General features: G+C 49.1%; 19 protein-coding genes. 3 read left to right on the forward strand and 16 right to left on the reverse strand.

The annotated features are described in order from the left end of the window. Positions 1-78: 78 nt before the first annotated feature. Genes G5B42_RS01820 through G5B42_RS01830 form a run of 3 tightly spaced genes read left to right on the forward strand, consistent with a single transcriptional unit; the run spans position 79 to position 2265 of the window. A complete protein-coding gene (locus G5B42_RS01820) occupies positions 79-996 on the forward strand; it encodes a DUF2156 domain-containing protein (protein ID WP_231133144.1) in 918 nt (305 codons plus the stop codon). After that, complete coding sequence (locus G5B42_RS01825; protein ID WP_181338745.1) at positions 996-1337, forward strand: GNAT family N-acetyltransferase; 342 nt, start codon at positions 996-998, stop codon at positions 1335-1337. The genes G5B42_RS01820 and G5B42_RS01825 overlap by 1 nt, the downstream gene beginning before the upstream one ends. After that, positions 1294-2265 (forward strand): GNAT family N-acetyltransferase, encoded by a 972-nt coding sequence (locus G5B42_RS01830; protein WP_407926895.1) that lies wholly within the window; start codon positions 1294-1296, stop codon positions 2263-2265. The genes G5B42_RS01825 and G5B42_RS01830 overlap by 44 nt, the downstream gene beginning before the upstream one ends. Before the next feature lie 84 nt (positions 2266-2349). Here G5B42_RS01830 and hpf read toward each other — a convergent pair whose 3' ends face one another. The 16 genes from hpf to G5B42_RS01910 form a co-directional block, all read right to left on the reverse strand. Next, positions 2350-2877, reverse strand: a complete 528-nt coding sequence (gene hpf, locus G5B42_RS01835) for a ribosome hibernation-promoting factor, HPF/YfiA family (protein ID WP_181338747.1) — start codon at positions 2875-2877, stop codon at positions 2350-2352. 396 nt (positions 2878-3273) lie between these two features. Beyond that, the gene (locus tag G5B42_RS01840) at positions 3274-3543 is read right to left on the reverse strand and encodes a zinc-ribbon domain containing protein (protein WP_181338748.1); all 270 of its coding nucleotides are present in this window, start codon (positions 3541-3543) and stop codon (positions 3274-3276) included. Positions 3544-3711: 168 nt separating this feature from the next. Beyond that, positions 3712-4086 carry a hypothetical protein gene (locus G5B42_RS01845; RefSeq protein ID WP_181338749.1) on the reverse strand — a complete coding sequence of 125 codons (375 nt, stop codon included), beginning with the start codon at positions 4084-4086 and terminating at the stop codon, positions 3712-3714. Between the two features lies 1 nt (position 4087). Next, positions 4088-4486, reverse strand: coding sequence for a flagellar export chaperone FliS (gene fliS, locus G5B42_RS01850; protein WP_181338750.1), 399 nt, complete (start codon positions 4484-4486; stop codon positions 4088-4090). A gap of 30 nt (positions 4487-4516) precedes the next feature. Then, complete coding sequence (fliD, locus tag G5B42_RS01855; RefSeq protein WP_181338751.1) at positions 4517-5944, reverse strand: flagellar filament capping protein FliD; 1428 nt, start codon at positions 5942-5944, stop codon at positions 4517-4519. Positions 5945-5955: 11 nt separating this feature from the next. Next, positions 5956-6333 carry a flagellar protein FlaG gene (locus tag G5B42_RS01860; RefSeq protein ID WP_181338752.1) on the reverse strand — a complete coding sequence of 126 codons (378 nt, stop codon included), beginning with the start codon at positions 6331-6333 and terminating at the stop codon, positions 5956-5958. Between the two features lie 131 nt (positions 6334-6464). Beyond that, entirely contained in the window at positions 6465-7295 is an 831-nt protein-coding gene (locus G5B42_RS01865; protein ID WP_181338753.1) for a flagellin N-terminal helical domain-containing protein, read from the reverse strand. A gap of 229 nt (positions 7296-7524) precedes the next feature. Further along, positions 7525-8577, reverse strand: coding sequence for a pseudaminic acid synthase (gene pseI / locus G5B42_RS01870; protein WP_181338754.1), 1053 nt, complete (start codon positions 8575-8577; stop codon positions 7525-7527). Positions 8578-8755: 178 nt separating this feature from the next. After that, the gene (locus tag G5B42_RS01875) at positions 8756-9328 is read right to left on the reverse strand and encodes an HAD family hydrolase (RefSeq protein ID WP_231133145.1); all 573 of its coding nucleotides are present in this window, start codon (positions 9326-9328) and stop codon (positions 8756-8758) included. A 13-nt stretch (positions 9329-9341) separates the two neighbouring features. Beyond that, positions 9342-10262, reverse strand: a complete 921-nt coding sequence (locus tag G5B42_RS01880; protein WP_181338755.1) for a class I SAM-dependent methyltransferase — start codon at positions 10260-10262, stop codon at positions 9342-9344. Positions 10263-10319: 57 nt separating this feature from the next. Beyond that, entirely contained in the window at positions 10320-11186 is an 867-nt protein-coding gene (locus G5B42_RS01885) for an ATP-grasp domain-containing protein (RefSeq protein ID WP_331274013.1), read from the reverse strand. 190 nt (positions 11187-11376) lie between these two features. After that, the gene (gene pseG, locus G5B42_RS01890; protein ID WP_181338756.1) at positions 11377-12552 is read right to left on the reverse strand and encodes a UDP-2,4-diacetamido-2,4,6-trideoxy-beta-L-altropyranose hydrolase; all 1176 of its coding nucleotides are present in this window, start codon (positions 12550-12552) and stop codon (positions 11377-11379) included. A gap of 17 nt (positions 12553-12569) precedes the next feature. After that, the gene (locus G5B42_RS01895; protein ID WP_181338757.1) at positions 12570-13310 is read right to left on the reverse strand and encodes a cytidylyltransferase domain-containing protein; all 741 of its coding nucleotides are present in this window, start codon (positions 13308-13310) and stop codon (positions 12570-12572) included. A gap of 60 nt (positions 13311-13370) precedes the next feature. After that, on the reverse strand, positions 13371-14516 hold the full coding sequence (locus G5B42_RS01900) for a glycosyltransferase family 4 protein (RefSeq protein WP_331274014.1): 1146 nt from the start codon (positions 14514-14516) through the stop codon (positions 13371-13373). A gap of 1 nt (position 14517) precedes the next feature. Next, positions 14518-15957 carry a CDP-glycerol glycerophosphotransferase family protein gene (locus G5B42_RS01905; protein ID WP_181338758.1) on the reverse strand — a complete coding sequence of 480 codons (1440 nt, stop codon included), beginning with the start codon at positions 15955-15957 and terminating at the stop codon, positions 14518-14520. Between the two features lie 32 nt (positions 15958-15989). Beyond that, a complete protein-coding gene (locus tag G5B42_RS01910; RefSeq protein ID WP_181338759.1) occupies positions 15990-17015 on the reverse strand; it encodes a glycosyltransferase in 1026 nt (341 codons plus the stop codon). Positions 17016-17064: the final 49 nt, after the last annotated feature.

Consider the following 17064-nt stretch of genomic DNA (forward strand, 5'->3'; position numbering starts at 1 on the left):
ATGTAAAGTCATTGATGGAAAATCCCCCCTTTCTCTAAAGTAAGGAAAGAGGTATAATTAAATTGAACCCCCAAACGCATGGGGGTTTTAGTACAAGCAGGGGGGGTTTTGATCATTAATTTTCATCAGATAACAGAAGACGACATAGAGCAGTATTCCGCTTTCATAAAGGATTTTTACATTGAAGTCTCCGATTTGGCCCCACCCTCTTTGTTTCTTTGGCGGGACTCTTTTCAAGTCCAAATCGACCAAACTGCGGACTACGCCGTACTCCTCTGTACCTACCACGAGGCGACCTACTGCCTGGCACCGCTCATTAAACCCGGCGTCGACCCCGCCCCGATCCTGCAGCGGATCCACGCCTATTTCCACCGGCAGAACCAAGCGGCAGTTTTCCGGGCGGTCCCCCGGGAGTTGCTGTCCCTGTTTCCCACCGACCGGTACCGGATCATCCCCGACCGTACATACTGGGATTACCTCTACCGGACAAAAGACCTGATTGAACTGCGCGGACGGAAATACCAGCAGAAGCGGAACCACATCAACCGTTTTCAACAGTTTTATCCCTTCACTTACCACTCCCTGACCCCGGAACATTTTCCGGCCTGCCTGCGCCTGTTTGAACACTGGGCGGCCGAGAAAACCGGGCAGCCGGAGGTGCATGAGGAGCGTCTCGCCCTTAAAGAGGCATTTAAACATTTTTCCCTCCTCAACCTGAAAGGCGGGGCCTTGGAAGTCTACGGCGAAATCCAAGCTTTTGCCATCGGCAGCCGCCTGAACAAAGACACCGCCATTGTCCATTTCGAAAAGGCCAATGCCGAGTTTTCCGGGATCTATGCGGTCATCAACCAACAGTTTATCGCGCGCGAATGGGCTGACACCAAGTATATCAACCGCGAAGATGATATGGGGCTCCCCGGTTTGCGCCAGGCAAAAGAACGTTACCATCCGTTCCGTATGGTCGAAAAATTCACCGTGGTTGAGGTGGGCGCATAATGGAGATCAGGCCATTAAAACCACACGACATGGGCCAGGCCCGTACCCTCTGGGAGGTCTGTTTTGAGGACCTCCCAGCCTTTTTAGACTGGTATTTCCAGGCCCGTTTTCAACCCGACGACGGGCTGGGGATCTTCCTGGATGGACAATTGGTCTGCGACCTCCATCTGTCCCCCCGCATGATCAAGATTCGCCGGCAGAACTACCCTTCGGCTTATTTGATCGCCTTGGCCACCGCCCCCCCCCTATCGCCAACAGGGGCTGGCGAAAACATTACTGACGTACGCCCTTCGCCACCTGGCCGCAAAAGGGATCTACTTCACTTTTTTGCTCCCCTTTAACACCAAGTTTTACACCAGGCTCGGCTGGGGAGAATGGGCCGACCACCGCCTCTATTACCTGCCGCCGGCCCCGAACCGGACGGTTGAAACATCCCTCAACCCTATGGGCGACTCCCCGTGGCGGTTCCGCCAAGTCGAAGCGAAGGAAAAACTTAAGCTGCTCGCCGAAATCTATGAACGTTCCTTTGCGTGCATCGACGGCGGTTTACGACGTTCGGCCCAGGACTGGACATGCCTCCTTTTGGACCATACTTTATACGGAGGCAAAACATGGTTGGCCACTGACCGAACCGGCACCCCCCAGGGTTACGCTTTGGTCCTGCCGCCGACCAACGGCCGGCCAATCCTGCGGGAGCTAATCACCCTTGATCCATCTCTCAAAGCCCCTTTTCTGAATTATCTCGCCACCGGACTGACCGGCGCCTCCTGGCCCGCCGCGTACACCGTCCCTGCCACACCTGTCATCCCCGCCACCCAAACGGCAAGCGCGGACGCAGGTGTCAAGCAAGCGAATATAATTTGCCCCGTCCCGGCAAACGGCATGGAACAACTAACCCCGTACATTCCCCCGGGGACAGAACCGGTCTTCCTCGGACGGATCACCAGTGTGCCGCGAATGCTGGAAGCCTGTGTCTATCCACCGCTGACTGCTGAATGGATAATGGAAGTCACCGACCCTCTCCTTCCGGAAAACAACGGCCAGTACCGGATCAACGTGGCCGGGGGAAAAATGCGGGTAACAAAAACCGCGGGTGAGAAACCGGCCGTTCGTTGCCCGGTTGCCACCCTCACCCGCCTCGTTACGGGAAACGCCCATCCGGCAGAGCTGGCCGCCCGCGGTGACCTCACCCTTGACCACCCGGAATGCTTAGCAGTACTTACGGCCCTGTTTCCACCGGCGAGCAATTTTATCAACGAATATTTCTAGCAACCAAAAAACCGGTTCCAGCCTAAGGCCAGAACCGGTTCTTTTCCTTCTAAATTTTCTAATTGTATATGTTTCTCTTCTTCCCTAGAACTCCGGCTCGATCAACCCGTAATTACCGTCTTTGCGTTTATATACGACATTGACCTCTTCCAACTCCGGATTGAAGAAGACGAAAAAGTCATGGCCCAGTAACTCCATTTGCATGACGGCTTCTTCGGCCGACATAGGTTTAATCGCAAACCGCTTGGTGCGGACGATCTTCGGTTCAGCGGTTACCTCAACAGTATCAGCTGGTGTGGGAGAGATGATCCGGTACTCTTCCCGGATCTTCCGGTTGATCTTCGTTTTGTACTTATGAATCTGGCGTTCAATCTTTTCAACGGCCCCATCAACGGAACTGTACATATCGGCACTTTTTTCTTCCCCGCGCAGTAAAAGACCGTTGATGGAGATCGTGATGTCGACAACATGGACTCCCCGTTCGATCGACAGAGTAACCAGCGCCGTCGGTGGTTGCGCAAAAAACTTGGCGATTTTCCCCACCTTCTTTTCCGCATAATCACGGAGCGCATCAGTTACCTCAAGGTTTTTCCCAAAAACCTTAATGTCCATCCTTTCCACTCCTTCCCTTGTCGTTTTGAGAGGTACCGCGTCATGAATAATATACCCAATTTGGTTTGGTTCCCCACCCCCTTATAGCGGTAGAAAGGTTATATTAGATATATTCCCGGTCGGGAAAAATAATCCTTCGCTTCCTCTGGAAATAATGGTAATTCCTTAAATTGAGAAACGTTTAATTTACCTCGCCGGTTCCCTTTGATAGTAACTTTATAAATCTGCTCATCTAATTGACCAAATCTACCTCATAAGAATCTTCTTTTTTCAATAATCGGCTTATCCCACAACTTTTGTAAGAGCAATTGTCCAAAGAACTAAAAAAAGAACCTCCCCTGGAGGGCAGAGGAGGTTCTTCTTATTATCGCTAATCAGCTTGGATTAAAGTTGCATTTAGCTAGCTTTTATCGCATCATAGCATTCTTTACAATAGACTGGGCGATCCTGGGAGGGCGTAAACGGTACCTGAGTTGTTACTCCACAGTTGGCACATACGACCTCGGTCATCGTCCGGCCTCTTTGCTTTCTTTGTTGACGGCATTCCCGACAACGTGCTGGTTCATTAGTGAACCCTTTTTCCGCATAAAACTCCTGTTCGCCCGCGGTAAAGACAAACTCCGCACCGCACTCTTTGCATACCAATGTCTTGTCCTCGTAAGCCATTAAAAAAACTACTTCCTTTCCTAAGGATAAATTTGTCCGGGTTCCATCCGTTCTGATACTTAAAGTATCCCTCCTGTGAACGCCAAACCAAGACACCTTCATGAACAATTATACCTTAAATCAGGAAATATGCAAGTAGAAAAGGGAAAATAATAAATGATGCACTTCTTATTCCTTGCGGTCCACAAACTTCCCTTCGGAATAACCCAAACCGACCGGCTGCGGATAATAGGCATCTACTGCTTGCCGTCCCGTTTTAATCTGGGCATACTTTTCGGCAATGGTCCCCATCTCTTGTTGAAGAAGCTGAACAATGGCATCGGCTTTTTCCTTCACCGTCTTGAGTGTCTCTTCCTTTTCCCCTTCCAGCGGTGTTCTCTGCAGAATGGAGTTTAGTAATACTACAATTTGTTCTGCCTCGTCCACAAGAGAAGTAATTACTTTGGGGTCGGCTTGTTCGTCCTTGACGACCTGTGCTAACCGGTCATAACAGTTCTCTAATAAGCGGAGCCCATCCATGAGCTCGAGACCATCCCATTCCATCTTACTCGCCTGCCGATACTACTTTTTTTTGCGGGCTTTGGAGCTGAGCCCAAGAACTACGTAATTCGGTCAGGAGATTGACCACCCGGTCAATCTCCGCAATATCTTTCCTAATGTTAGCTTCCACCAGTTTGGCCGTGATAAAATCATACAAACTTCGCAGATTAACAGCAATCTCTCCGGCATCCATGTTCAAACTGAAATTTAACTCATCAACGATCGCCTGGACCCGTTGTAAAAGACGGTTGGCTTCAAAATAGTTTTTTTCTTCAATCGCCATCTTCGCCTGGTTACAGAAGCGAATCGCCCCGTCGTACATCATAATGATTAACTCAAGCGGCCCGGCGGTCTCCACCTGGGTTTGTCGGTAACGCATATATGGATTGGTTTCGGTGAACATTAAACATCCTCCTCTCCGCTCGCCTCTCACCTATCGCTTCCAATTCGATGAAATGGCAGTCAGCTGCGCACTCAACCATGCCGCTTGCGATTGTACCGTCGCCAAGGCTTTTTCCATCGCCGTAAATTTGGCGTAATAGTACTCTTCCCGCTTTGCCAGCCGGTCTTCCATCGCGGTCATCTGTTCATCAAGAACACTCATCTGTTTCTGGAGTGAGTCGGTTTTGGTCTTCAAAATTCCACCGGTACCGGTCCAGTCAAAGAGTGCGTCGTGCATGCGCGTAAAAATCCCCTTCGTTCCATCGGAAGCCGCCCCGAAGAGTCTCGCAATATCGTCAAAATTGGACTCCAGTTTTGCTTTGAACAGTTCCTGATCAAACTCCAGGCGGCCTGATTTTGCCCCCTCAACGCCGGAAGCGCCTTTAATCCCGATCAGGCTCAATAAACCAACGCTTTTGTCGACCCCTTCCACTGTTTGGAACAGAAACCCTTTTAGCTGCGTTTCAATGCTAAGCAAAGCCGAATCACCAAACAGGGCTCCTTTGCTCCCGGTCTTGGTCGTTTCATTATAACTGAAGGTCTTATGCTGGTTGATATAATCGATTACCGCATTATAAGCATCAACAAAAGCCTTCACGTTTTGGACGATTTTATCTTGATCCAGCGCGACGCCCAAGGTAACAGTGCCTTCCTCTTTTAACGTAATGGTCATTCCGGGAATGAGGTCGGTAATTTGGTTGCCGGACCGGACAGCAGGATTGGCCGTATCACCATTGACTTCAATTATGGCATCAGTAGCCGCTTGCGCCTCATGGGCGATGTCACCGCCTTCAGTCAAAACGCCCAAATCTTTGAGGACACGGTCAGCCCCCACATCAGCCAGGCTTATTTGGTTGGCGACGCCCGTTTCCTTACTGGTCAAATAGAGCTTATACTCTCCTTCGGCCAGTTTAACAACGGAAGCCGTGACCCCGGCCTGGGCTTGGTTGATCTGGCGGGCAATGGCGTTTAGCCGTTCCCCGTTGGTGTCACCCTCCGGATTGATCGTAATCTCTTTACTCTCCCCGTTAATCGTGATCCGGATCGTTCCGCCCGAAAGGGTGGTTGTTTCATCAATCAAGTTGGAAGCCACCGAATGGGCTTTGGCCAAACTCTTAATGTTAAGTTGGTACGTTGAGAGCAACGCCTCTGCCGTAGCGGTTGCCGTTAATTTTTTCTCATCGGAAACAGTAACTTTCTGCGCACGGAAAGCCATGAAAGACTGTAAGTTGTACACCGCGTCCTTCAGCTTGTAAAGCCGCGAGTTCAACTCACGCCAAGCGTCGGAACGCTCCTTAAGCGTATTCTTCTGCGACTCCAGTTTAGTCAGGGGCAGCCTTTCCTGGTTCATAATGGCCTTAACCATGGCATCGGTATCGAAGCCAGAGATAATTCCTGTAATTGACAAACTCCCAGCCATCTTCTACCCCCCTATACCCTTTGGTCAACGATCAAACCGATCATCTCTTCAATCCGCGCCACCAGATCCAGGATCTTTTCCGGCGGAATTTCGGAGATCACCTCGTCGGTGGCTTTTTCGATCACCTGAACCATGATCCGGTTCGTTTCTTCATGTATCTGAAAGTGGATCCGCTTATGAAAGATCTCCACCATTTCATTCAGCTGTTTGACCTTTTCTTCCAGCCGCTCTAAAGAAGTAGTTTCCTCTTCCTCTTTTGTTTGTTGTACGAAACGGGAGAGGGGCGTTAAAAAAGGTTCCAATAATTTGCCCTGTTCATTTTGGATATTATTTTTAACAACAGATCCTTCTGCCTGCCTTATTTCGGGTTGAATCCGTTCGACCCGCATTTTTTTCACCCCCGCTAGTATTGGGAATAAGAACCACGACCATTCGTAAGACAACAAGACAATTACGTAATAATGGAAAAGCCGGCCGGAGAACCGGCCGGCCCGGAAACCAAACCTATAGGTTGGAAAAATTAACCGAGAAGTTGCAACACAGCCTGCGGTTTCATGTTGGCCTGGGCAAGCATGGCGGTTGCCGATTGGATGAGAATCTGGTGCTTGGTGAACTCCGTCATCTCCTGCGCCATATCGGCGTCGCGGATCCGGCTCTCAGAAGCGGCCAGGTTCTCCATGGTGACGCTGAGGTTGGCGATGGTGTGCTCCAAGCGGTTCTGGATGGCACCGAGTTTGGACCGTTCGGCGGAGACCTTGTCAATTGCATCGTCAATTTTCTCAAGGACGTTATCCAAATCATCAGATTTCGTACCGGCACCGATACTAAGACCACTAGTGATGCCCAAATCTGCCGCTCTCATACTGCCAATTTCGGTACTAATCCGTTGACCTTCATTAGCACCAACCTGGAATGCAATTGACGTTCCACTAAAGGTCCCATTCAACAACTTTTGCGTATTAAATTCAGTGGTGTCGGCAATCCGGTCAAGCTCAGCACGCAGTTGGTCAAATTCTTCCTGCAGTTTGTCCTTATCCTCATCAGTATAAATCCCGTTCGCCGCTTGCACCGTCAGTTCCCGCATCCGGTTTAGAATCGCATGGGTTTCGTTGAGGGCACCTTCAGCGGTCTGAATGAAGCTGATGCCGTCCTGAGCGTTACGGATCGCTTGTCTCATGCCGCGGATCTGGGCTCTCATCTTCTCGGAGATCGCCAGCCCCGCCGCGTCGTCCGCCGCCCGGTTAATCCGCAAACCGGAAGACAGTTTCTCCAGGGTTTTCCCCATGGCGTTGTCGGTCGCGCTCAGCACCCGGTTGGTGTTCATCGCAGAGATGTTGTTGACAATTCTCATTAAAAATTCCTCCTTGACATTTTTTTCTCTTTACCCCTTTGGCCGGCCGCTCCAAAGGTTCAAAGAGCCGCGAAACATTCCGTGTTCCGCTTTCATTATCTATATCGGAAGGATGGCGAAAAGCTTTAGAGGATACTTGAGATTTTTTTCTTCGGAATCAAATTTTTAACCCGATTGAATCCACCTATAATTATATCTTAACTCAGATTACTAGATTGCTTTATCAGTTTCATAAGAGCAGTTCCCAGGCCAACGGTGTCCCACGTGGCACATCCCTTTTTACCCTTTTTCCCATCACAATGGGAAAGTACTTCGGGGGTAAACCTAATCCCGGCCGGATCGCCCGGAGATTCTCCGCAGTCAAAACATCGCCCGCTTTCAGATCTTTGACAATATACAAAGACCGGCGGTGTTTTAACGACGGTTTTTCATCCTCTGCCGGGCCATAACTAATCCGGCCTAAAGCCTGCCAGGCCCGCTCCGTCTCCACCACTAAGGTCCTCATTTCCGCCGGTTCCAAAGAAAAAGCGGCATCAACACCCCCATCAGCCCGGTTCAATGTGAAATGCTTTTCGACCACCGTCGCGCCCAAAGCTACCGCTGCGGTAGCTACCCCGATACCCGGAGTATGATCGGAGACCCCGACCTGGCAACCGAAAAGGTCGCGCATATGGGGGATGGTCCGCAGGTTAGTGTTTTTCGGGTCGGCCGGGTACGTACTGGTACATTTGAGGAGAATCAGGTCCCGGCATCCGGCTTCCCGCGCCGCCCGTACCGCCTCGTCCAACTCGGCGAGAGTCGCCATCCCCGTCGAAAGAAACAAAGGCTTGCCGGTAGCCGCCACTTTTTTGATTAATGGCAGATCGATGTTCTCGAAGGAAGCAATCTTGTAACAGGGAACATTCAAGGTTTCCAGAAATTCGACCGCCGACTGGTCAAAAGGAGTGCTAAACCCAATAATCCCCCGCTCACGGCAACGCTTGAAGATCGCTTCATGCCATTCCCAGGGGGTGGCCGCCTCCTGGTAAAGCCGGTAGAGGGACTTCCCTTGCCAGAGGTTCTCCGGGTCGTCGATGAAGAATTCGCCTTCCTCAAGATCAAGAGTCATGGTATCTGCCGTGTAGGTCTGGAGCTTCACCGCATGGGCCCCGGCCGCCGCCGCCGCTTCAACAATGGCCAAGGCCCTTTCCAAGGAGCCGTTATGGTTTCCCGACATCTCCGCGATAATAAAAGGCGGGTGTTCTCTACCGATGCAATGCCCGTTTATCTTTATCGGATCCACACTTTTCTCTCCTTTCCTAAGACAGGGGACGGTTCCCTGTCTCACCCTAAGACAGGGAACCGTCCCCTGTCTCACCTGAGTAAGCTCTGTAAAAACTCTTCATCCACTTCATCCAGGGTGCGCACCCTCCGCCCGGCCTCGTATTCTTCTCCCTTCTCCACTCCCCGGTAGGGTCCTTTCAGGACCCGGACGGTCTTGAAACCCAGCGGTTTAATCCCGACAAAATCCTTATGGGGATTATCCCCGAAATACACGACTTTTCCAGGGGGGACCCCTCCCGCTCACAAATTTTAAGGAAGCAATAGGGCGACGGTTTGGCGTGTTTAAGGCCGTAACGGTGGGTGATATAGGCGAAAACAACTTTATCCTCCAGCCCCAGGGCCTTGATCTTATTTGCCTGTACCAGTTTGTTGCCGTCGGTCACGATGTATTTGGGGTAATGGGCGAAACGCGCCAGGCACCGCCGGGCATCGGGCGCCAGGGTGATCTCCGGCCGGTGTCCCCGGTAAACCGAGAGGCATTTGCGGACCAGTCTTTTACTGAAGATCCCGTATTCCCGCAAGAGATCGTCAAATACCCCTTCCCTGCCCTGTTTTAACCGTTCCAACATAAACTCCAGGGCCTCCGCTGCCGGGATCCGGCCGGTTTCTCCCAGGTACCCGGCGACCGCCCGGAAACCGCTTTTGACAAAAGTCAATTCCTCGTAGAGGGTATCGTCCAGGTCAAAAACCAGCACCAAGCCTGCCATCATCTAAATCCACCTGCTATTCTTTTACAGCATACATGAATATTGAACGGCCCAAGCCCAACCGGGCCAAGGTTTCATAGTATTTTTTCAACAGGGTAGCCCGGCCGGTTTTCTTGAAGGAGTTTTCAAACCCGGTCACCAGAGGGCCGACCTTTTTCCGGGCCTCTTCGTCCGCATAGTAATTAAGCCCGGCGGCAAGGAGAAACTCCAGGGGGAAATTGGTGGTCCGGTAGACTTCCCGGAATCCCGTGCGAGCCAGCAACCGGCTGAGCGAATCGAAGGTGAAATAATTGATATGGTCGGGCAGATATACCCACCTGTAGGTTTCCTGGTAATACTCGGCGTAGGCCATTTGCCCCTCACTGAAATCATTGGGCACGCAAACACGGAGTAGCCCGCCAGGGGCCATGATTTTATGGAGGGAAGACAACACCCGGTACGGTTCATAAATATGTTCCAGGACAAACGACATGTTAACAAAAGTAACATCTTTAATGCCGCAGGTCTCCATCTTTTCCGCAGAAGTTTCAAATACCTGCAGATTAAACTTCCGGAGATATTCTGCAGCCGCTCTGTTGGGCTCAAGCGCGTACACTGTCCAGCCCCTATCCAGAAAAAACCTGGCCAGCAGGTTGTTACCGCACCCGACGTCCAGCATCCTCCGGCCTTCTGCTTGCTTGAGGCGGGCAACATCTTCATAAATCTCCTGAAACCGCCGGTTTTTTCCCACTTCCGCCAATTTATTTAGTACGGCCTCACTAGTCATTTTCTCATACGGGAAGGCCTTGACTTTCTGGTGGTATTCTTCCCTGTAGAACGTTTCCAGTTCCTCCCGATCGGGGAATGGATAAATATGATTAAAGCCGCAGGTTTGACAGTTTATAACCTGTTTGTCTCCGACCTGCCAGTAATCTATATAGACATGTTCCTTCTCCATCGCTACTCCCCTTGTGAAAATGGTGTAGGCATTCCAGCGCTCCATAGGGTGAAATCTTTATCTTTCATAATCAAAAATTAAGTCCGCGGGGTAACGGACCAGTCTTTTTTCCCCGCGCCGCTGGAAGAGATGGGCATCGAGATCACCGCCAATGGTCTCCAGCAGGAACCAGTAGAAACTCTCCAGGCCGGCGGCGATACTCAGGGTTGACGCCCCGCCGAACCGGGGGTTTGCCTCAATAAGATGGTAAGCGCCCTCTTCGTCCCGGAAGAACTGGAAGACCGCATGGCCGTAAAGCCCCAGTTCCCCGGCGAGGGCGGCGCAGAGTTCCTCCAGGCGCGGATCGCGGAAGGTCGTGGAGACCTGCGCCTCACCGTTGACCACCAGGTCCCGGGTGCGCAGGATGACCCCTTTGGTCCGCCCCTGCCGGTCCACGTAAAGGTCGGCGCTGATCTCCTCTCCCTGAATATAAGGTTGAAAAACCGGAGCCGACAAGCCGGTGGCGTGCCTGGCCGCCTCCTCCCAGGTCAGGTTGAGCCCGATTTGTTTACCCCCTGCCCCATAGCGTTCCTTTACCACCAGGCGGTCGCTGTTTACCTCAGAAATCCGTTCTGCAGTGGGGATCACCGGAAAGCCCGCCCGGGAAAGCCGCCGGTAAAATTCTAGTTTGTCCAGGCAGGTCTCCACCGCCTCCGGGGCGGAAACCAGGACCCAAATCCCGTGGCCGGCAAGGTAATGCCGGTTCCGGGCAAAATAAAGCAATTCCCCGTCCCGGGTGGGGATCACATGGGTGATCCCCCGTTCTTGGCAGCCGCCAAGGAATTTTTCCACCGTCAGTTGCTCAAGGGGGGGCATCAGCCAAAATGAATCCGTAAAATACTGGCCGGGGCAGGCCGGGTCAAGGTCGGCGCCGGTAACCGTCACTTCCCCCCCCCAGTTTCCGGCCGGCCGCTTTCACCGCCAAAAGGAGCGGGACCTTCCGGGAGATACTAGTGACCAGGATCTTCATTTTTCCACCCCCATGCTTGCCGGCTTTAGCCAATTAACTCACAACTCTATACATATCAACTATTTGCTCATCAACTCTTTGTGCAACAATTCTTTTCTTTACCCGTCAACGCGATTCCTGTTTCTCACTGGCGCTGATTATCTTCTCTAAAACCTCCGCATAAACGGCGGGAGTTGTCTCCGTGCTTCTGCCCAGGTACCAAAGTTTCTCTGCTGCCGCCAGTGCCGCCAGGGTCTCCTCCTGGTTGACGGCGACCGCCACCGCGACAGTGGGTAGTTCCAGGTACAACCGCTCCCAGGTCGCCGTTCCGCCCGCTCCCACGGCCAGATCCGCCCGGGCCATAAGCTCCGCCATCTTCCCCGTCTGGCAATGAAGCCGTACGCCCGGCAGGTTCCGGCAGGATTCGGCAATGGTTTTTTTATGAGGGTTCTTCGTCCCGACCACCACATCGACTTTGAGTTCCGGGCGGTTTAAAAGGGCCAGCGCCGCCAGGACCTTGGCGGTCTCGTTCCCGGGATCGGTCCCGCCGAAGAAAACCAGGAGCCGCCGGATCTTTCCTTTTCGCCGCCGCAGTTTCCGGCGGGCTTTTTTAAACTCCGGACGGAGCAGGGCAAATTCCGGCCCCAAAAATTGTTTGCATCCCGGCGGCACCAATCCTTTATAACGCCGCTCCATCCCGGGGTAGAAGTTCTGGTCCAGCAGGAAGTCGCAATCATGGGGGCGGTCCGCCAGGTCGTCAATGACCAGGATCCGGTCAACCGACGGCCGTAAAAACCTCTCCCACTCAGCATCCAACGCATAGTGGTCAACGACCAGCAAAATCCCTGGCCGCTCCCGGGAATCCGCAAAGGAGGCCAGAATAGTCTCGACCATGAACCCGGCGCCGTCTTCAGTCAGCCCCTGCCGGACGCAGCCGAAAAGCGCCGGCGGCCGGGCGGCACGGAAAAGCAGCGGTGGCCGGCGGGTTTTCCTCGCCAGCCGGTGCTTTTTTATGACCGCTTCGGTCTCCTCCGCGTCCTGCCGCCAGTTCTGCCTGGCCCACTCCCAATAGCCCTCTTTGCCCAGAAGCGGCGCGGGCAAGAGATGAACAGTAAACCCCTTTTTCTCAACGTAATCGTATAAGGCTCCGGGCAGCCGGCGGCAGATAAAAAGGACCGGAACGCCTCTTTGCCGCAGTTCCCCGGCGAGGGTCAGCGAACGCATCAGGTGCCCGGTACCCATCTCTTCCGACGAATCCACACGGATAAAGGCATTAATCATCGGTTCTGCCTTATTACTCATTGGTCTTGCCTCATTAATCACCGGTTTTGCACCGGTTTCTGTTTGATATGGGCGTTAATCTCCTCCCACTCCGGGTATTTTGCCAGCAGTTGAAGGCAGTCTTCCAAAGTGAATTCGGGATTTTTCGGGTAGAGGGCGGTAATGATCTTTTCGATTAATTGGAAGTCCTCTTCCGTATCCACGGTCCACCGGTACCGGCTGTAGTCTTGATGGTATTCGACACCTCCCAAACGGTACCGTTCCGGGTGTTCGTAAATGAAGATCGTCACATGTTCCCGTTCCGCTTCCCGACGGGCTTCCCGGTAGGCCTCTTCCAGAGCATGGAAGGAAAAGACCTCTGTATCCATGCCCCGGGGGTAAGTGCGCCGCCGGGCATTAGAGACGTAGTCATACTCCCCCGCGTGGTCCAGGTAGAACCGGAAGACTTGGTCGACCACGGCGGGGTCGATGATGGGGCAATCAGCGGTGATCCGTGCTACGATCTCCGCCCCGAATTCCCGGGCTGCCAGGTAGTAGCGGGCCAGGACATCTTCTTCCGGCCCCCGGAAAAAGAGGACCCCCAAGCGGCGGCAGAGGTCTACGATGGGTTTGTCCTGCTCTTTATCGGTGGTGGCCACCACCACCATGTCGCTCGAGCGGACCCGGGCGAGCCTCTCCAGTTGGTATTCGAGGAGCGGCTTGCCCAGTACCTCCCGGAGAACCTTTCCCGGCAGCCTTGTGGAGCCCATCCGGGCTTGGACAATGATGACTTTCTTCATTTTCTCCCACCTTTGTTTATATCCGCAGGTTTGGCAATCAATAATCTTCCTACATATAAATCAATCTTGGCTAACAATTATGGTATATAAGTCTTCGTAGTTCATAATCATTCTATTTAAGGTAAATTCTTTTTGATATCTAGCAAACCCATTTTCAATAACTTCCTCAATTTTCGAGCGTGATAGGCACAAAACTTTTTTTAATGTTTCAATTAATGAATCCAAAATGTTATTTCTGAATAAAAAACCTTCCCGGCCATCAGTGATCAGTTCTTGAAACACCTTAATATCACTGGCTATTACAAGAGTTTTTTCTTTAAAAGCTTCCACAATTGTTAAGCCAAAACCTTCACTCGTTGATGGCAAAACAAATACATCAAAATACTTGATATAATTGCTTGCCATTGGTTTGTAACCATATAGCCTTACGTTCTTTTGCAAGTTCTCTTGCTCAATCTGCTTTTGCATTTTGGGGAGCAAATCACCTTCACCAATAAAAGCACAGAACAGATTATAATCTTTTCCCAACAGTTTTATCGCATCAAGCAAAAGTTGCTGGTTTTTCCTTTCGCAGAGAGTTCCAATACAGCCAATAATTCTATATCCTCTTTTTTTATATTCTAACAACTCCGCGGCCACAACCGGATCTACTTCATCGTTTTGTTCAAGAGTAATCCCATTATAAATAACCTTAATCTTTTCTTTTTGAACCCCTTTCTCTATTAATAACTCTTTGTCACTTTTCGATACGGTAACAACTTGATCAAGGCCATTCATAATTGTTATATCCATTTTTTCGTGTTCTGGTTTCTTGTTCGTTCCCCATCCGTGCATGGTTTGAATTACCGGAATATATTTCTTAAGACCAGAACGAGCAATTAGACCGGTTAGAGCCGGAACCGAAGCATGCGCGTGTATGAGATCAATATTACAGTTTTTTATGATCTCCCTTACTTTGCTGGCAAAATGGAGATTCAAGCCAAGATCACGCTTAAAAGAGGAGTCCTCTTCATATAAAGGTATATTATTATCCTGTAACTTATTAATATATTCTTCATAACTACAATACCCTGGCTCAGACGTTTTACTAGAGAGAACATAAACCTCATTGTTTCTACTCTTCTGGGCTAAAGCTAAATCTGTTAAAATCCGGCCGGCCCCGCCTTGAAGAAATGTAGTAAGATGTAAAATATTCAGCCCATTCACCTCAATTCATTTTAGGGTTATCATCACGCATTAGTTGATCAATCAAATTCCAAACCCTAACACTAGAATTACCGTCCTGGTAATGGTGGACTATTCTGCATAAGGTCTTTCTCTCCTGTGAATACGCCTCAGGATGAGTAAAATTTCGGATAATTTCTTGTTCTAAACGGGCTTGGTCCAAGCATTTTGGCCCGGGAGTCCAAGCATCATAAGGCTCCAGTAACAACCCCCTTGTTTTAATGTACTCTTCCAAATCAACAGGTACGTAAATTATCGGCCGGTCTAAAAGAAGGTAATCAAAATAAACCGAAGAATAATCTGTAATCAGCAGATCTGCTGCATTTATGGTCTCATACAATTCTATGTTTTTTTCTTTTAATTTTTGCTCAGTCAATACTGTAATATTCTGTAGCTTTTTCTCTAAAATATCATTAACAACCAAACTCTCTTCTAAAGGGTGCAGCTTAACGATCATATGGATACCATGCTTATCAAGGAAATGATCAAAGCTTAAATCATCAAAATTTTCAAGCCCAAAAAGATAATTTATATCTCTACTCCCGTTCGCATCGCCATATATCGTCCTCCTAAATGTCGGCATATAAAACAGGATTTTCTTTCCACGAAAATCTTGTTTGAGGATCGATGCCAGTATTTTCCGTCCGTCAGCCTTGAACAAAAAATCATTTCTTGGCATCCCGGTCACCACATACTTCCTCCAACTGACCCCGTAGCAAGCATTCATCAATGTAGTGTAGAATTGAGAATAAGAAGCAATAACATCTAATTTACTCCAGTTAAGATGATTCTGTTCAACACCGGGGCCTTCACTTTTGCTCATATATGACATTCCCTTCAGCGGAAAACCGTGCCATAACTGTATATTAATCTGTGACGGGTCAATGGCTGAAGGATAAGTAAAAACAACTGCTTTACTGGTTATCAGATTGTAGTAATATTTATCATCACGTTCTTGGTCTGAAATCAATTCCACTTGATATTTTTTAAATATCTCTGCAGGCATTAACTTATACAGAGCCAAAGTATTGGACCCAGAATTTGATACAGTACGAAGGACAATTTTATTATTAACCCTTTTTAAATCGACTCCATGATAATCATATTTCCTGATCTGATAGCCATCTTTTCCCTTTATTTTTTGTCCCCGACTAGGAAAAAATACTGAAAACCTGTAAATCCCTAAACCAAATAACTGCTTAACGATTTCAGTATCGTATTGGCTGGTAATAATAATTTGGCAATTATAACTTACCAGTTGTTCTGGGGCAATTACTGGTACGCCGAAAAATTTCGTCCCCCATTTGCGGCTGTCATTATCACAAAAAGCAACAACCTCATAGCCCTCATCGGTTTCCTGTATATATTCCAAGGCAACCTTCCCTAGAGTCGAGGCCCCAAAGAGAATGGCTTTTTCTCCCATTACTTATCCCTTCTCACTGTCACTCTATATTACTAAAACAAAACCACATAATCCTGTAAATGTTTATAGCCCATCTTTTTTAAACAATCGACAATGGCAAATTTACCTGGTTGTGAAGCCAACAAAATTTTATTATTTGTGCCATTACTTTCAAGTACATTCGGAGGAAAAATAGTTCTCCCCTCAATTGTTTGTCCCCATTTCTTTTTATCACTGTCCACAAATCCAACAATCTCGAGATTATATTTGTTTAGTACCTTGAATAAATTCTGTCCCATACTCCCAGAACCCCAAATGTAAACTTTCGATTGATTGGTAAACAAGCTATTTATCTCTTCCTTTTTAATATCATGCATTATACTGACAAATTCCTGATTTTCTGCGCCAGCAGTTACAGAAATCTCCGAAACCCGCATTCGGACAAGTACTTCAGGAATAGTGGCCATTTTAAAGCCTTTCTTATTCATCTGATAGAACAATTTATAATCCTCGCAAATCCTCATTTCTTCGTAACCAATAGCTTTTATTACTTCTGTTCGTGCCATAATCGTTGTATGCGGTATACAACAATACCAATATAGCTTTTCTTCTATATCTTCGGGAGTAACAATATCATTCTTTTGTTTCTCAAGTATATTTTTGATATAGTTAAATCTTTGACTGTTAGCAACAGCCTCATTATGCGGGAAATATTCCAACAAGGTCTTTACTAGCGCGATATCAGAATGATTATCTAAATATATCTTTTGTTTGTATAATCTCTCCGGATGATTAATATCGTCAGAATCAGCTTTCGCAATATATTTCCCGTTAACCTGAGTTAACCCAAATTTTAATGCTGCTCCGACCCCTTTGTTTTCTTGGAAGTTAAACAATTTTATTCGTTTATCCTGATAACCCTCAATTATTTCTCTCGTCTGATCTGTCGACCCATCATTAACAATTATAAGCTCAAAATCAGAGTATGTTTGCTTTAATATACTATCAATCGACTCTCGGATATACTCTTCCCCATTATAGACGGACATCAGTACGGAGACTTCAGGTAATCTAGACATTTTTCTCTCCCTCAAGACTATAGAATATATAAAACAACCGTCCTCCTGC

The organism is Capillibacterium thermochitinicola (assembly GCF_013664685.1).
In the GTDB taxonomy this organism is placed as follows: domain Bacteria; phylum Bacillota; class UBA4882; order UBA10575; family UBA10575; genus Capillibacterium; species Capillibacterium thermochitinicola.

Coding starts and splice junctions, on each gene's coding strand:
- G5B42_RS01820 (WP_231133144.1), top strand. CDS start 79: ATGGGGGTTTTAGTACAAGCAGGGGGGGTTTTGATCATTAATTTTCAT.
- G5B42_RS01825 (WP_181338745.1), top strand. CDS start 996: ATGGAGATCAGGCCATTAAAACCACACGACATGGGCCAGGCCCGTACC.
- hpf (WP_181338747.1), bottom strand. CDS start 2,877: ATGGACATTAAGGTTTTTGGGAAAAACCTTGAGGTAACTGATGCGCTC.
- G5B42_RS01840 (WP_181338748.1), bottom strand. CDS start 3,543: ATGGCTTACGAGGACAAGACATTGGTATGCAAAGAGTGCGGTGCGGAG.
- G5B42_RS01845 (WP_181338749.1), bottom strand. CDS start 4,086: ATGGAATGGGATGGTCTCGAGCTCATGGATGGGCTCCGCTTATTAGAG.
- fliS (WP_181338750.1), bottom strand. CDS start 4,486: ATGTTCACCGAAACCAATCCATATATGCGTTACCGACAAACCCAGGTG.
- fliD (WP_181338751.1), bottom strand. CDS start 5,944: ATGGCTGGGAGTTTGTCAATTACAGGAATTATCTCTGGCTTCGATACC.
- G5B42_RS01860 (WP_181338752.1), bottom strand. CDS start 6,333: ATGCGGGTCGAACGGATTCAACCCGAAATAAGGCAGGCAGAAGGATCT.
- G5B42_RS01865 (WP_181338753.1), bottom strand. CDS start 7,295: ATGAGAATTGTCAACAACATCTCTGCGATGAACACCAACCGGGTGCTG.
- G5B42_RS01875 (WP_231133145.1), bottom strand. CDS start 9,328: ATGATGGCAGGCTTGGTGCTGGTTTTTGACCTGGACGATACCCTCTAC.
- G5B42_RS01880 (WP_181338755.1), bottom strand. CDS start 10,262: ATGGAGAAGGAACATGTCTATATAGATTACTGGCAGGTCGGAGACAAA.
- pseG (WP_181338756.1), bottom strand. CDS start 12,552: ATGAGTAATAAGGCAGAACCGATGATTAATGCCTTTATCCGTGTGGAT.
- G5B42_RS01895 (WP_181338757.1), bottom strand. CDS start 13,310: ATGAAGAAAGTCATCATTGTCCAAGCCCGGATGGGCTCCACAAGGCTG.
- G5B42_RS01905 (WP_181338758.1), bottom strand. CDS start 15,957: ATGGGAGAAAAAGCCATTCTCTTTGGGGCCTCGACTCTAGGGAAGGTT.
- G5B42_RS01910 (WP_181338759.1), bottom strand. CDS start 17,015: ATGTCTAGATTACCTGAAGTCTCCGTACTGATGTCCGTCTATAATGGG.